Below are 14,493 nucleotides of genomic sequence, written 5' to 3'. Positions count from 1 at the left end.
CCGGCGCCGACGAGCAGACGCTCGAACACGATCCACGCGGCGGCCCAACCGCTGCTCAGCGACGTCCAAGCCGTCGGCCGTAATGCGTCGCCGGCCTGCGGGCAGACGAACTGCTCGCGCTCACCACCGCGGTCGCCCGCGCAGGCAACGGCGAACTGCCACGCGCCGACCGCCTGCTGTCCTTGATCCCGGAGGGCATGCAGAGGTGACCCGCGGTGCGTCGGCCGGCCGCTCTCGCTCGGCTCGGCGTGTGGCGGGACGGGCGAGGGTCACACTCGCCAAGGTCAGTGCCAGTCCCGCTAGTTGGCGTCCGGTCAGCGTCTCGCCCGCGACTGCGGTGCCCAGTAGCACGCCGGTGACCGGGTTGAGCAGGCCGACCAGGCCGACGGTCGCCGCCGGCAGCCGGCGCAGGCCGGCGAACCAGGCGGCGAAGGCCAGCGCTGTGGCGACGAGGGCGACGTAGCCGAAACCGAGCAGTGCCGGAGCGTCGAGCGCCGGTGGCCGGCCCTCGACGGCCGCGGCCGCCGGGAGCAGGATCAGGCCGCCTGCCACGAGTTGCCATGCCGTCGTGGCCAGGGTGTCGGTGCCGTCGCTCCAGCGTTTGGCGAGGAGGTAGCCGCACGAGGACATCGCCATGGCGCTCGCCGATGCGAGGAGGCCGACGGGATCGATCGACGCGCTCGCGGTCAGCAGCATGATGCACACGCCGGCCGCGCCCGCCACCGCCGCTGCCAGATGTCGTGCCCGCGGCGGCTCGCGGACCAGGGGCCAGGCCAGCACCGTCATCACCAGTGGGGCGGTGGCCATGACGGTCGAGGCCATGCTGGTCGGCAGGCGCTGCGCGGCCACGTAGACGAGGGCGAAGAACCCTCCCATGTTCAGCACGCCGAGCACCAGGGACCGCCACCACCAGGAGCCGCGCGGCAGTGCCCGGCGCACGGCGAGCAGCAGCAGCCCGGCCGGCAGGGCCCGTATCGCCGCGCCGTACAGCGGTCGTTCGGGCGGCAAGAACTCCCCGGTGACGTAGTACGTGGTGCCCCACGCCACCGGTGCGAGCGCCGTGATCACCGACCAGCGCAATGTAGCTTCCACGGAAGCAAATATATCTTCCTGCGAAGCTAGTGCGCTAGCGTGGCCCTTGTGGAGGAGAACAGCGCAGCGCCGCTGGACCATGTCGCCCGGATCCAGGCCGAGTGGGCTCAGGAGCGCCCGGACCTGGACGTCACCCCGCAGGCGGTGATCGGCCGGCTGCACCGGCTGGGTGCCCTGCTGACCCGGCGGCTGTGCCTCGTCTACGACCAGTACGGGCTGAGCGAGGGCGAGTTCGACGTGCTGGCGGCCTTGCGGCGGGCGGGGGACCCGTACGAGCGGGCGCCCGGCGAACTGGCTGCGCACACCATGGTGACAACGGGCGCGATGACCAAGCGGATCGACCGTCTGGAACGCAACGGGCTGGTCACCCGGCGCCGCTCGGCGAGCGACGGTCGCGGCCGCGTGGTTGCCCTCACCTCGGCCGGTCGCGAGCTGATCGACCGGGCCTTCACGGACCACATGCGCAACGAGCGCGGCCTCCTCGACGCAGTCTCCCCCGAGGAGGCCGCCCAGCTGCAGACCCTCCTGGCCACGTGGCTGGCCCGCCTGGAGCAGCTGGACGGGACTTGAGCTGCGCACCCTCCTCGGCGCCGGACCGGGCCACGTCCGCTTCCAGGATCACGGTCGCCGTGCGGCGGGCCTGGAGGTGACGGTCACCGACATCGACCGTCTCGACGCGGACCTCGGCTGAGGCCGGGTCTCTTGCGGTCAGCGATGAGTTTTGCCGGGGGCGCTGGTCGGTACCGGGTGGAGATCATCACCTGACGGGAGAGGTACCGGATATGAGCCCCGCAAGCATGAGGGTCGGCATGTACTCCTTCGACTGTGCGGACGCCGCGGCGCTGGCGGGGTTCTGGGCCGCCGTGCTGGAGCGGGAGGTCGACGAGGGCGCGGCGGCCGCGTTCGCGACGATCGGCTTCGCCGACAACACCCTGACGTGGCTGTTCCACCAGCCGCCCGGGGAACTCCCCGTGGGCGGCAACCGCCTGATGCTCGACTTCGACGGCGGCCGGGACTGGGCCCAGCACGCCGACCGTGTCGAGGCCCTGGGCGCGGAGCGCGTCGGCGACAACGAGGAGACGGGCATCCGCTGGGTGGTCTTCCGTGACCCGGAGGGCAACACCTTCCGGATCTTCGCCCCCCGCCGGACGCATCCGGAACAGGACCCCGTGGCGGGAATCGAGCCCGCGTAGACCCGGCCGGAAGATTGAGATGTCCGCAACCAAGCCGTGGGTGTGTGGGCTTCTCCGGAGCAGCGCGTCACGGCTCCTCGGGGGCGAAGCTCACGACCGCCGTGCCGTCCTTGATGCCGAGCACTCCGAACTCGATGATCGTCGTGTTGACGTTGCCGAAGCTGCCGCCCTGCGGTCCGACTCCCGTCTGGATGGAGCCGCTGCCGCCGCTGGGGTAGGTCATCGCGAGCGTCACCTGGCTCTTGCCGACGTCGGCGATGGTCACCCCGCCGATGTCCGGATCGAAGGGAATGGTGGTGCCCGCGGTCACCGCGACCTCACACTTGCTGTCGGCGCAGGCGTCGACGTCTGTCCCGTCCGCTGCGTCCTTCGGGGCGAGGGGAGTGAACTCGGAGGTCGTGGGGTCGGGTTTGGTGGTGGGGGAGGGGGAGGCCGGTTTCGAATCCGACTCCTCGTCCGTGGGTGACGGCGACACTGTCGTGGTGTCGGCGCCGTCGGACTGCGCTGCGTCGTCGGTGTCCGAGCCGCAGCCGGCCAGGGTGGCCGCCGTCGCCACCGCGATCACGGCGGCGAGGGTGGACAACCCGGCACGGCTGGAGCGTACGCGCGGCCTCATGGGGGAACTCCGTTCCACGGAAGGGCTGAAGGGTCTTCTCCGGGGTTATAGCGGCCCGCGTCGGGGAGGGGTCCCGCATCGAGGTGAGTGCGCCGCCCCGGACGGATGTCCGGAATAGCCGCCTACGACCCATATGCATGTTCGTTCGAATTCTGCGGTCCGCGGTGTTACGTTGCCGCCTCCTCGGGGGCTGTGCCGCGTCCTTCCTTGTGGATTCGCGCTGAACAGCCGCCTTTCCGACGCCTTTTGGAGGTGCTGCGTGGCCGCACGCCGCAAGCCGAACAGAAGACGATCGATCGTGCGAGCTGGACTCGCCACCGCGGTGGCCCTGGCGGCCGCCGGCGGAACCCTGCCGTCGCTCATGACCGCCGCCCATGCCGAACCCGTCCCGGTGACGATCCCGGCGCCCGACCGCTTCGCGCCGGTCGCCAATCCGCTGTACGGGGCCGGGCCCGGCGGCGTCGTGGAGCGCACGGAGGTCGCGGACGCGAGCGCGCTCAGCTACTACCGGTGGGTCCCGGACGACGGTACGCCGGTCGACCTGCCCGCCTCGCGCCCGAGCGATGACTCCAACCCGATCGACGGAAGCGACCACATCTCCGTCACCAGCGGGAACGCCGTCGCGATCTACAGCTTCCCGAGCAAGGTGCAGGTGAAGGACATGGAGTCCGGCACCACCACCACGTACACGCTGCCGGCAGGCCACTTCTACCGGGGCGTCTTCGGCTCCACGGTGCTCACCGCCACCAAGGACGCGGATGGCAGGCGCAGCGTCCTGCACGTCCTGCGCATGGCGGACGGGCAGCTCGTCGACACCCCGGTCACCGGCCTCAACGGCTGGGTCGCGGAAGACGGCATGACGCTCGGCGGCGACGACCGCACGGTCGCGATCTGGTACGCGCACCCCGACGGCACCCGCGGCGTCGGGCTGCTGGACCTGGCGACCGCCGAGGTCGTCCCGGTGCTGCCGGGCGCGACCGGCGCGAACGCCGAACTCGTGTTCTCGGACACGCACATCGCCTGGTACGCGCCCGAAGGCGGCAACACCGCGGCCCGCGTACTGCCCCGCGCCACCCCGCAAGCGGCCGCCACCGAGATCGAACTCGGCCCGGACGACGAGGGCACCCCGCACCTCGGGCTCGTCGGCGACTGGCTGCTGACCACGCGTGAGTTCAAGCAGCACGCGGACGACCTCCGCGTCCGCGAGGGCGCGCCCCTCACGGCCCGGCCGATCGGCGGCGGTGAGCCGGAGAGGCTGCTGGAGCACGCCCGCTGGCGGATGGCGCAGGTCCCGGGCGGCGGCGTTGCCGTCACCGGCGGCACCTCGTCCCGGGACTGGGCCGTACACCGCGTCCACATCGGCGACGACGGGGCGCCCGCGCCGCGGGCGGTGCGTGCGGTGGCGCCCAAGCAGGCCGATCTCACCAACCTGTCGCTCACGGCCGGACAGCTCGTCACGGCCGAGAACGACGCCACGTACCTGCCTGCTCTCTACCAGCGGGACATCGGCGCGATCCCGTCGGTGGGCGAGCGGTCTCTGCTCGCCCGCCCGGACGCGCAGGCCACCGGCTACACGGAGCAGCGCGTCTACCAGAACCGGCGCCCGGTCGGCACCGGCGACGGCCGTACCGCCGTCGCCACCCTCGACGCGAACGGCGACCAGGTATTGGTCGTGCTGGCGCCGGACGGCACACGGACGGTCGTACCGGCCGTGGACCCGGAGACCGGCGAGAAGATGCCGACCGGCTCCGATCACTACTCGGTGGTCCGCTCGGCCTCCGGCCGCTACGTGGTGTTCGGCGGGAGCGGGAGCGGCACGGACGACCGGCAGTACGTCGTCGACCTGGACGCCTCCGGCGGACCGGAGGTGATCCGCGTCCACCGGGGCCTGGGCGGGCTCGCGGTGTGGGGCACCGAGCTGTGGATGCCCGGGGTCACGGAGGGCACGCTCCAGGCGGTCGACCTGAAGACCGGCGAGGTGGCGGAGACGGAGCCGTTCACCCACAACGGCTGTGCGCCCAGGGAGATGCAGGCCGTGGGGCACTGGGTGTACTGGGACTGCGACCCCCGGGGGATCACCGACTCCGGCCACGGCGTCTACGACACGCAGACCCGGCGGACGACGTACACCCCGCGGGGCATCCTCGGCGACGGCTACGTGCTCGCGTACCAACGCGAACGCCTCCGCCTCCTCCTCACCCCGATCGGGGGGAACCCGTACGTCGTCGAGAGCTTCGCGTCCCGGTACAGCGGCCCCCTCGTGGAGACCGACCGCTTCGGCGGCACCCTCGCCTACGCCAAGGAGGACGACGCCCGGATCACCGTCGTCGACCCGGGTGTCGCCACTGCCCCGGTGACGGAGATCGAGGCGCGCGTCGAGCAGTCGGTGAACCTGGCGTCGCCGGCCGACCCCAGGTGGGACGCCGACTGGCAACTCTCCAAGCCGGCCACCGACAGCCAGGTGACGATCCGCAACGAATCCGGCCGTACGGTATTCACCGCCCCCGCCGACGAACACGCCGCCGCCGTCGCCTTCTCCTGGGACGGCCGAACCGGCAACGGCCGCTACGCCAACGACGGCACTTACACCTGGGAACTGACCGCCGCCCCAGCGGACGGCAGCGGCGCGCCGCTGAAGACCACGGGCACGATGGAACTCACCAACGCCCCAACCACGAACAAGCACACCCGGTAGACCGCCGCCGCCCGAGCAAACACCGCCACCTGGCCCCTCCGGCCCCGCGGAGGGGCCAGCGTGCCCGGTCAAAGACCATTTGGGCCGCCTGCCCGGCGGCGGCCGGACACGGCTCCCGCTGCGGCGCATCAGACGTCGCGGAACGGAGCGCGACTGCGCAGGCCGCCACCGGAGGCCGGCACCCCCGGCGGCATCAGCATGGTGCTCATCGCCCCCTGCCCGTCCGCTCGATCAAGCGCTCCCGGCCCTGCTCAACCTCTGGACCGCCGGGCCGACGTACGCGTAGATCTGCCGGTGGACGTGGATCAGCCGCCAGTCCCGGGCGAAGGCCGGCGGCGCCGTACGGGTCGTGAGCACCGCTACCGGGATCCGGCCCGCCTCACGAGCCAGCGCCGCCGCAGTGGTGTTGCCGTTGTGGCCGTCGGTGTCGGCCGATGAGCAAGCGGCGCTGAAGGCGATCGGGATGTGCGGTGCGATCGCCTCGTCTCCGGTGAGCACGCACGGCGGCCGGACTCCCGCGCGGTTCAGCGCGCCGGCGGTCCGGGCCCAGTCGCGGTGGCTTTCGGTGGTGCGATCGACGAGTTGGTGCAGCACGGTCAGCTGCACCACCAGGTGCCCGGCGAGAACGACGGCGGCCAGCGTCACCGCAGTCGCCCGCCAGGCATGGCTCGGGGTTGCCTGTACCAGGAGGACGAGGCCGTAGGCGGCCGGAATCGCCAGCAGAGCGTACGCCGGCAGCAGGAACCGGGGAGCGGCATAGCCGATGAGGAACAGGTACGGGAACGCGGCCGCCGCCGCGCAGGCAAGCGGCAACGCGGCGGCCCCGGCCGCGCGCCGTGCCCGGACCGCCACCGCGAGCCCGACCGCGGCCAGCACGGAAAAGACGAACCACCAGGCGAACACCACCGGATTCGGCATCCCACCCGTGCACGGCCGGCACAGAGTGCGCCCGTTCTGACTGCGCATCTGGTCGTCGACGGCGACGTTCCAGCTCAGCCTGCCCTGGATGAGCGAGGCGTCGTGGAGCCGCCGGCCCAGGCCGCCGTAACCGGTGTACGCCTCGATCACCCATGCGGCCGCACCGGCCGCGAGCCCCGCCGCGAGGGCGACCGGCAGCCGGCCGTACCGCCATTGGCGGACGACGAGCGGTGCCAAGAGCAGCGGCAGACCCACCCACGCCGCGTCCATCGGCCTCATCAACGCCATCAGCGCCCCGGCCGCCGCGAGCCCCCACACCGGAGCGCGCCGGGCCCGGTCCGCCTGGGCGCGCAGGAAGCAGCCGACACCGGCCAGCGCCCCGATCGCCACCCAGTAGTTGGGCATGGCCTGCGGGCCGTAGAAGAGCGTCACCCACAGGGAGGCGAAGAGGGCACCGCCCAGCGCGACCACCTTCGCGGGGAGCAGACCCCGCCAGGCGCGCAGGGCCAGCCACAGCCCGATGCCGGACAGGACGGCGAGGTAGACGCGCAGCAGCGGAGTCGACGACGACCAGGCCGCGATCGGCGCCACCAACAGCGAGATGCCGCGAGCGCGCGGGGCGCTGAAGAACGCCGCCGGGGCGTGCCCGCTGATCTGGCTGACGTACACCGACTCGTCCCAGCCGAGCCCCATCCCCGGGCGTACGAGGGCCAGCTGTGCCAGCGCGAACGTCACCGCCACCGTCGCCGGGAGGAGCCTGCTACTCGGCGCTGCTCCTCGGCGGACTAGGGTTGCCCGGATAATGCTCGGCGTCACGGCGGTCATCCAGCTATCCCCTACAGGACGTAGGGTCATTCAGCACCCTATGGGATGTAATGTCGGTGATGGACTTGAGGGCAGATATGGACAAATCAGCCCAATCTGCTCGGAAGTGTAGCGCGGAGGTGGCCGGGTCCCGCTAGGCGACGGGCCGATCCTGCTGCCTGTGCGGCATGGTGTTGCGGGGGCAGGGGGTCGCGGATGCGTACGCGGGGCTGGATCTCGGGGCGGCCGGCCCGATTCGCCGGAGCGAGGCGGGCCGCGGCGGTTCTGCTCGCCGCCGTCTTCGTGGTCGCGGGGGCCGGGTGCGACCTCGTCGAGGGCTCGGACTCGTCCGGGTCGTCGAAGGGGGGTGAAGCGAGCCGCCGGGTCGAGCGCAAGGCTGCGAACCCGCCGCCCGGGCTTCCCGCGGCCTTCACCGCCGGCCAGCGGCTCGACTGGTCGGCCTGCCCGCCGCCGTCCGAGGCGCAGGGAAGCGGTGACGCACCGGGCGAGGGCTGGGAGTGCGCCACGATGAAGGCCCCGCTGGACTACCGTCGGCCCGGTCGCGACACGATCGACGTCGCGATGATCCGGCAAAGGGCCACCGGACCGGAGAAGCAGCGGATCGGATCCCTCCTGTTCAACTTCGGCGGTCCCGGCCGGTCCGGGGTCGTGGGACTTCCCCGGTACGCCGATGATTACGCCCCGCTGCGCGAGCGCTACGACCTGGTCAGCTTCGATCCACGCGGCGTGGGCGGGACCGCTCCCGTCAGCTGCGGGAAGGAGTCGTTCGAGGGAAGCGAAGCCTGCGAGAAGCACTCCGGCCGGCTACTGCCGTACGTCGGCACCTCGCACACGGCCCGCGACCTGGACCTGATGCGCTACCTCCTCGGCGACGAGAAGCTGCACTTCTTCGGTGTCTCCTACGGCACCGCGCTGGGCGGTGTCTACGCCCATCTCTTCCCCGAGAACGTGGGCCGCCTTGTGCTCGAAGCCCCAGTCGACCCGACCCTGGACCGCCAGCAAGAGGAACTCAGCCAGGTCAGGGCCGTCCAGCGTGCCTTCGACCGCTTCGCCGAACACTGTGCGGACGCCTACGACGACTGCCCCACCGGGAGTGTCCCCGCCCAGGCCGGTCGGCGGGTCGTCGCGCTGCTGGACCGGCTTGACAGGGCGCCCGCGCCCACCGGCGGCGGGGAGAAGCTCGACGGAGACCTCGCCGCTCGCGCCATCGCGAACTACCTGGACCGGGGCGAAGACGGCCGCCGACCGCTGGCGAAGGCGCTCACCGAGGTCATGGAGCGGGGCACCGGCCGCAAACTGATGGAGGAGGCGTACGACCACGCACCGGGCTCCCGAACCCGGGCCGGGGCCGGCGCCGCCGCCGGCGGCACAGCCTCCGGCGGCAACGGCACGTCCGCCTACGTCGCAATCACCTGCGCCGACTCCAACGTGCGTCCCGGATCCGGCCGGACCGAGGAAATGAACGACCGGATCGAGGCAGCCTCCCCCGTCTTCGGCAGGGCCTCGTCCGGGGGCGTCTACCTCTGCTACGACTGGCCCTTCGAAGGGGAACGCGCCACGCTCGACGTCAGCGCGGACGGCGCCGCCCCCATCCTCGTCGTGGCCGGCACCGGTGACCCGACGACGCCGTACGTGGGCGCCGAGCGCATGGCCAGGGAGCTGGGCGAGAACGTCGGTGTCCTGCTGACCGCGCAGGAGGAGGGCCACGGGTCCTACCTCTACAACCGCTGCGTCACCAAGGCCGTCGACACCTACCTGCTCGACGGCACGCCCCCCGCTGACGCAGCCGTGTGCCCCCAGGGCCGGAACCGACAGCCGTTGTCGACGGCCGGGTCTCTGATGTCCAGGAGCTCCATCCTCGACCCACTCGGCTCCCACCAGCAGGTCGCGGCCGGTGCCGGGGAGCCGGTGGCCGCGTCGCCGGTCACGTCCGGTTGGCGGATCACGGCGGGAGCGATCAGCGCGCCCCGTCTAGATTGGCGGCAGGTGGCTGGCGGGCACTCTACGGGTGGAAAGGGCTGGTACGGGCCTGTGACCTCGCAGATCGACTACAAAGCGCTGTTCATGGCCGCGCCCAATCCGAACCTGGTACTGGGCCCGGATCTGGTGATCGTCGATGTCAACGAGGCGTACCTGCAGGCGACGGGCCGGACCCGGGCAGACCTGATCGGCCAGTACATGTTCGACGCCTTCCCCAGCAATCCGGCGGACCCGCACGCCACCGGGATGCAGGACCTGGACGCCTCGCTGCACCGGATCCTGCGCACGAAGACGCCGGACACCATGGCGCTGACGAAGTACGACATCCCCCGCCCGGGCCGGCCGGGAACGTTCGAGGAGCGGTGGTGGTCTCCGATCAACACCCCCGTCCTCGGGCCGGACGGACAGGTCGCGTGGATCATCCACCGGGTCGAGGACGTGACCCCGTTCATCCTGGCCCGCGCAGCTCAGCCGGACGACAACGACGACCGGGACCGCGCCCTCGGCGAACGGGAGGCGATGGACGCCGAGCTGTACGTGCGGGCGCGAGAGCTGCAGCGGCTCAACGAGGAACTGCGCCGTGCCCACGCCAGGGAACGGCAGGTCGCCGTGACCCTGCAGGAGACCATGCTCCGCTCGCCGGACCTGGCGCACCACCAGCACATCACGGTGCGCTACCTGCCCGCCTCCGGCTCCCTGAACGTGTGCGGCGACTGGTACGACGTGATCGACCTCCCGGACAACGGCTTCGCCGTCGCCGTCGGCGACGTCGTGGGGCACGGCCTTCAAGCCGCGGCCACCATGGGCATGCTGCGCAGCGCACTGTCCGCCGGGGTCCGGGCACTGCGCGAGCCCGGAAAGGCGCTGGATCTCCTGGACCTCTACTCCTACGCCGTCGAAGGGGCGCTGGCCACCACCGCCGTCAAGGCCGTCATCGACCCCGAACGCCGCCGGATCACCTACAGCAGCGCCGGCCACCTCCCGCCGGTCCTGCTGCACCCCGACGGCACCTGCGATCTGCTGGACAAGTCCACCGACCCCCCGCTGGGCACACGCCCCCGGCACATCCCGCGCCCCCACGCCAGCCTGCCCTACCGCACCGGCGACACGCTCGTCCTGTACACGGACGGGCTCATCGAGCGACGCGGCGAAGACATCGACGCCGGCCTGCACCGGCTGACAGACACACTCGCCCGCTACAGCACCGCCGCCACCGAACGCCTCGCCGACTCCCTGCTCGCCCGCCTCGGCGTAGCCGGCGGAGCCCGCGACGACATCGCCCTGATCATCGTCCGCCTGTAGTGCACGAGCGCAACCGTCCCGCGGCGGGCACCGAGGCTCTGGGCGTCAGGCCGTGGTGTGAGCCTTGGCGGCGTATCTACGGCCACGCGCGCGGCCGGCAGGATCATCGGGACGATGCAGGTGATCCTGCCGGCGCGCGCGACTGCGGAAAGGTCGTGTCCGCCCCTGAGTCCGGGGCCCTGGCCGCCCGCGTCCGCGGCCTCCTGCGTTAGGGCCAGATCGAGTCGACCCACTCCGGGTGGTCGATGAACGGGTTCCGGTTGTGCTGGATCTGGTCGAAGATCACCTGGTTGCGGTTCCGCTCGAAGTCGCTCGGCGGGTCCTCGGCGTTCCACTCCTTGAGGACCGAGAGCTTGCCGATGGCCGGCGACGAGCCGTTGTCGACCTGGTCGTTGGGCTCCAGGTCGGCGAAGCCGTCGCCGCCGTCGTAGCGAACGGCCATGTAGAGGATCATGCGGGCGACGTCGCCCTTGACCTCGTCGCGGGGCTCGAAGGAGTCGTCGTCGCTGAAGCTCCCCGGGGCCTGGTCGACCGGGCTGCCGCCGTAGTCGAAGTCCTTGTTCCCGCGGGTGCTGTTGACCGTCACGTCGGTGGGGCGCAGGTGGTGCACATCGGTGCCCGGACCGGTCGACGTACCGAAGTCGCCGTGGCTCTTGGCCCAGACGTGCTCGCGGTTCCAGTCGTCGGCGTTGCCGCCGTTGGAGTCCTTGCTCTGCGAGTCACCGCTGTAGAGGAGGATGACGTTGGCCGGGTTCTCCGGGTCCTCGTCCGTCGCCATGAGTGCGTCCCAGACCTGGCTGTACGAGATCTTGGTCTGGTCGCTGATGATGGTGTGCAGGGCGCTCTTGAGCTCGTCGCCCTCCTTGCCGAGCGCGTCCTTGTAGTACGTGTCGTCGTACGCGACGACGGAGGACGTTGCGGGTCCGGCGGGCGTTGCCGCGAGGGAGGGCAGCGTACCGGTGGCCGCCGCGGCCAGAGCCACGGCGGAGATCAGCGTGGCGCGCGGTATTCGGGACGTGTCCACGGGAGTACCTCTCTCCGGGAGTTGACACCTGCCGCTGCCGGGTGTGGGGGGCACGGCACATGGGCCGGCCGGGTGCCGGACCTCCAACGAGCGTGACAGCACGGGCAGTTGGCTTCAAGTACGCACCCGCAGGTGGCCGCGCGTAGACCTGGTCTCCGGTGGGCCCCGGTCGCCCCCCTGGGGGCGACCGGGGCTTCTTCCGCTCGGGCAACGGCGCGTGAACCGAGCGGAGTCAGGGCAGGGTGAGGGCCGTGTGGGCCGGGCGGGGGTGGGGGGCGGGGAGGGTGGTGAGGGTGCGGAGTCTGGTGTTGCGGGCGTGCAGGGCCTCCGGGGTGGTCGGGAAGAGGGTGGCGCCGCCCTTGCCGACCAGGTTCTGGTTCTGGGTGACGAAGTCGCGGGTGTCGTGTTCGTACGCGGCGAAGCCCCCGGTGCGGTCCCGGCCGGCCAGCGAGGCGGCGAGCATGTACGCGCCGACGAGGGCGAGGCTGGTGCCCTGGCCGGTGAGGAACGAGGGGGCGTACGCGGCGTCGCCGAGTACGGCGGCTCTGCCGCTGGTCCAGCGGGGCATGCGGATCTGGGCGACCGCGTCGAAGAACACGTCGTCCGCCTCGTGCATCGCGGTCAGCATGCCCGGGACCTCCCAGCCCGCGTCGGCGAAGACCTCGGCGACCAGGTGCCGTTGGGCCCGCGGGTCCGGGAAGGCGGCGAACGGCGGGGTGGGGCGGGCGAAGTTCAGGAAGGCGTGGACGTCGTCGTCGGGGCCGGTGGCGTAGAGTGCCGCGGCTCTGCCGGGGGTGTTCCACATGACGGTCTCGTGGGCGAGCCCGAAGGTGTTGGGCACGGTGAAGACGGCGAAGCAGTAGCCGAGGTAGCGGTGGAACTGCTCCTCGGGGCCGAAGAGCAGTTCCCGGGTGCGGGAGTGCATCCCGTCGGCGCCGAACACCATGTCGTACGTACGCCGCCCGCCCCCGCGGAAGGCGACGTCGACCCCGTGGCCGGTCTGCTCCAGGGTGTCGACCGAGTCGTCGAAGACGAACTCCACGTCGTCGCGGACCGCCGCGTACAGGGCGTCGGTCAGGTCCCCGCGCCGTACCTCCAGGTCGTGGCCCGCGACGCCGCCGGTGACCGCGTGCGGGTGGACCGCGGCCACCTCGCTGCCGTCGCCGGCGAGGAACGTCAGCCGGCGCAGGTCGATGTGGGCGTCGCGCAGGCGGGGGAGTATGCCGATCCTGCGGACGACCTCCAAAGCGGTGCCGCGTACGTCGATGGGGTAGCCGCCGGCGCGGAGGGTGCCGGCCTTCTCCACCACGGTGACCGCGTAGCCGCGGCGGTTGAGCCAGTACGCGAGGGCGGGGCCCGCGATGCTGGCCCCGGAGATCAGGACGCGGGTGGGGGTCGGGCTCATTCCTTGGCTCCTTTGCTCATGGTGCGCGTGACCAGCAGGGACAGCGCCGTGACGGCGCCGGCTATGACGAAGCCGGTGACGAAGGAGGACTCGGCCGGGATCTGCCCGCCCGCGGGCGTCCCGGCGGTGAGGAGGGCGCCGGCGAGCTGCGCGCCCACGGCGAAGCCGACCACCCGGGTGACGAGGATCAGGCTGCTGGCGATGCCGGTGTCGCGCTGCTCGACGGACGTGGCGGTGCTCGTCATCATCGCCGTGACGCACAGGCCGTTGGCGAGCGCGATCAGCGCCTTGCCGGCGACGACGTGCCAGACCTCGCCGTGCACGGCCGCCAGGGCGAACAGCGGGACGGCGAGCATGACGGCACCGGTGCTGACGACCGCGCGCGAGCCGAACCGCCGCGTCCCGAGCCCGCCGAGCGGCCCGGCCAGCGACGCGGCCACGGCGCCCGGCAGCAGGAGGAAACCGATCGCGGTGGCGCCGGCCCCGAACCCGTACGCCTCCTTGGGCAGCGCGAGCAACTGCGGTACGAGGAAGACCGACACCGAGGTCCCGACGCAGATCAGGAACGTCAGCACGCACGCCTTCCATATCTCCGGGCGTGCCAGCATGCGCAGGTCGATCATCGGCGCGGACGCGCGGCGCTCGACGGCCGTCCAGCCGATCGTGAAGGCGGCCAGTGCCGCGACGAGGGCCGCGAGCACCACGGGCCGCGAGCGGAGTTCGGGCACCTTGGCGAGGATGGCCATGAGCGTGCCCAGCGCGCCGCTCAGCAGCAGCAGGCCCGGCCAGTCGAACCCGCGGTCGTCGGACCGGCCGGGCCCGTCGGACGGCATCAGCCTGTGCACCAGCAGCGTCGACCCGATGACCGCGAAGGTCGGCAGCGCGAACATCCAGTGCCGGGACAGCTCTTCAGCCACCGGCCCGGCCGCCAGCGTGCCCGCCATCCCGCCCCCGACGAACAGTCCGCTGACGACCCCGATGGCCACCTTCGACTCGCCGGCGGGCAAGTGGGCGCGTACGACGATGAACGACAGCGGCAGCGCGCCCACCATCGCGCCCTGGAGCACCTGGCCGAGCAGCAGCACCGGCAGGTTCGGCGCCACGGCGGACACCAGGCCGCCCACCGAGACCACCGCCATCAGCCGGATCAGGACCCGCTTCCCGCCGTAGCGGTCGCCGAACTTGCCGGCGATCGGGGTGGTGAGCGCGCCGGTGATGAGGAGCGCGACGCTGAGCAGCGCGCCTTCCGCCGGGCTCAGATGCAGCTCGCGTTGGAGGAGCGGGAGCGTCGGCGTCACCACCGACTCCAGGGCGCCGGTGGCGACGGCCAGCATGCCGAGTGCTCCGACGGCGGCCTTTCCGATGGGGACCGGGGGAGCCAGGGTTGAGGTCATGAGCGTCCTTTCCGAGCCGAGGCGTTCGGGGGGTTACGGGCCGGTGAGG

General features: G+C 72.0%; 10 protein-coding genes and 1 pseudogene. 5 read left to right on the top strand and 6 right to left on the bottom strand.

The window, feature by feature from the left end; genetic code table 11:
* Positions 1-120 precede the first annotated feature (120 nt).
* Complete coding sequence (locus tag H5J30_RS00755) at positions 121-1,080, bottom strand: EamA family transporter (protein ID WP_181785196.1); 960 nt, start codon at positions 1,078-1,080, stop codon at positions 121-123.
* A 60-nt stretch (positions 1,081-1,140) separates the two neighbouring features.
* On the opposite strand from H5J30_RS00755, the gene H5J30_RS00750 reads away from it, so the two are divergent.
* Complete coding sequence (locus H5J30_RS00750; RefSeq protein WP_181785179.1) at positions 1,141-1,662, top strand: MarR family winged helix-turn-helix transcriptional regulator; 522 nt, start codon at positions 1,141-1,143, stop codon at positions 1,660-1,662.
* A gap of 212 nt (positions 1,663-1,874) precedes the next feature.
* Entirely contained in the window at positions 1,875-2,285 is a 411-nt protein-coding gene (locus H5J30_RS00745; protein WP_181785178.1) for a VOC family protein, read from the top strand.
* A 67-nt stretch (positions 2,286-2,352) separates the two neighbouring features.
* On the opposite strand, the gene H5J30_RS00740 is transcribed toward H5J30_RS00745, so the two are convergent.
* Positions 2,353-2,901: a hypothetical protein gene (locus H5J30_RS00740; RefSeq protein WP_181785177.1), complete on the bottom strand. Its 549-nt coding sequence runs from the start codon at positions 2,899-2,901 to the stop codon at positions 2,353-2,355.
* Positions 2,902-3,199: 298 nt separating this feature from the next.
* Here H5J30_RS00740 and H5J30_RS37330 point away from each other — a divergent pair, with 298 nt between their 5' ends.
* Positions 3,200-5,596: a FlgD immunoglobulin-like domain containing protein gene (locus H5J30_RS37330; protein WP_181785176.1), complete on the top strand. Its 2,397-nt coding sequence runs from the start codon at positions 3,200-3,202 to the stop codon at positions 5,594-5,596.
* A 231-nt stretch (positions 5,597-5,827) separates the two neighbouring features.
* Here H5J30_RS37330 and H5J30_RS00730 read toward each other — a convergent pair whose 3' ends face one another.
* Positions 5,828-7,255 (bottom strand): hypothetical protein, encoded by a 1,428-nt coding sequence (locus H5J30_RS00730; protein WP_181785175.1) that lies wholly within the window; start codon positions 7,253-7,255, stop codon positions 5,828-5,830.
* Positions 7,256-7,534: 279 nt separating this feature from the next.
* Here H5J30_RS00730 and H5J30_RS00725 point away from each other — a divergent pair.
* A pseudogene (locus tag H5J30_RS00725) lies at positions 7,535-9,121 on the top strand (alpha/beta hydrolase); the annotation flags it as partial.
* 249 nt (positions 9,122-9,370) lie between these two features.
* On the top strand, positions 9,371-10,621 hold the full coding sequence (locus H5J30_RS00720; protein WP_181785195.1) for a PP2C family protein-serine/threonine phosphatase: 1,251 nt from the start codon (positions 9,371-9,373) through the stop codon (positions 10,619-10,621).
* A 208-nt stretch (positions 10,622-10,829) separates the two neighbouring features.
* On the opposite strand, the gene H5J30_RS00715 is transcribed toward H5J30_RS00720, so the two are convergent.
* The 3 genes from H5J30_RS00715 to H5J30_RS00705 all read right to left on the bottom strand — a co-directional run bounded on the left by H5J30_RS00715 (position 10,830) and on the right by H5J30_RS00705 (position 14,444).
* On the bottom strand, positions 10,830-11,645 hold the full coding sequence (locus H5J30_RS00715; protein ID WP_181785174.1) for an endonuclease I family protein: 816 nt from the start codon (positions 11,643-11,645) through the stop codon (positions 10,830-10,832).
* Positions 11,646-11,877: 232 nt separating this feature from the next.
* A complete protein-coding gene (locus H5J30_RS00710) occupies positions 11,878-13,050 on the bottom strand; it encodes an FAD-dependent monooxygenase (RefSeq protein WP_181785173.1) in 1,173 nt (390 codons plus the stop codon).
* Entirely contained in the window at positions 13,047-14,444 is a 1,398-nt protein-coding gene (locus tag H5J30_RS00705) for an MFS transporter (RefSeq protein WP_181785172.1), read from the bottom strand. Before H5J30_RS00705 ends, H5J30_RS00710 begins: the two co-directional genes overlap by 4 nt.
* Positions 14,445-14,493 lie beyond the last annotated feature (49 nt).

This window comes from Streptomyces phytophilus, assembly GCF_013870535.1.
Taxonomy (GTDB): Bacteria; Actinomycetota; Actinomycetes; order Streptomycetales; family Streptomycetaceae; genus Streptomyces; species Streptomyces phytophilus.
This window is presented reverse-complemented; position numbering and strand designations above follow the sequence as displayed.

What these genes read in the sequence shown, in the direction of transcription:
- H5J30_RS00745 (WP_181785178.1), top strand. Translation starts at nt 1,875, where the DNA reads ATGAGCCCCGCAAGCATGAGGGTCGGCATGTACTCCTTCGACTGTGCG.
- H5J30_RS00740 (WP_181785177.1), bottom strand. Translation starts at nt 2,901, where the DNA reads ATGAGGCCGCGCGTACGCTCCAGCCGTGCCGGGTTGTCCACCCTCGCC.
- H5J30_RS00710 (WP_181785173.1), bottom strand. Translation starts at nt 13,050, where the DNA reads ATGAGCCCGACCCCCACCCGCGTCCTGATCTCCGGGGCCAGCATCGCG.
- H5J30_RS00705 (WP_181785172.1), bottom strand. Translation starts at nt 14,444, where the DNA reads ATGACCTCAACCCTGGCTCCCCCGGTCCCCATCGGAAAGGCCGCCGTC.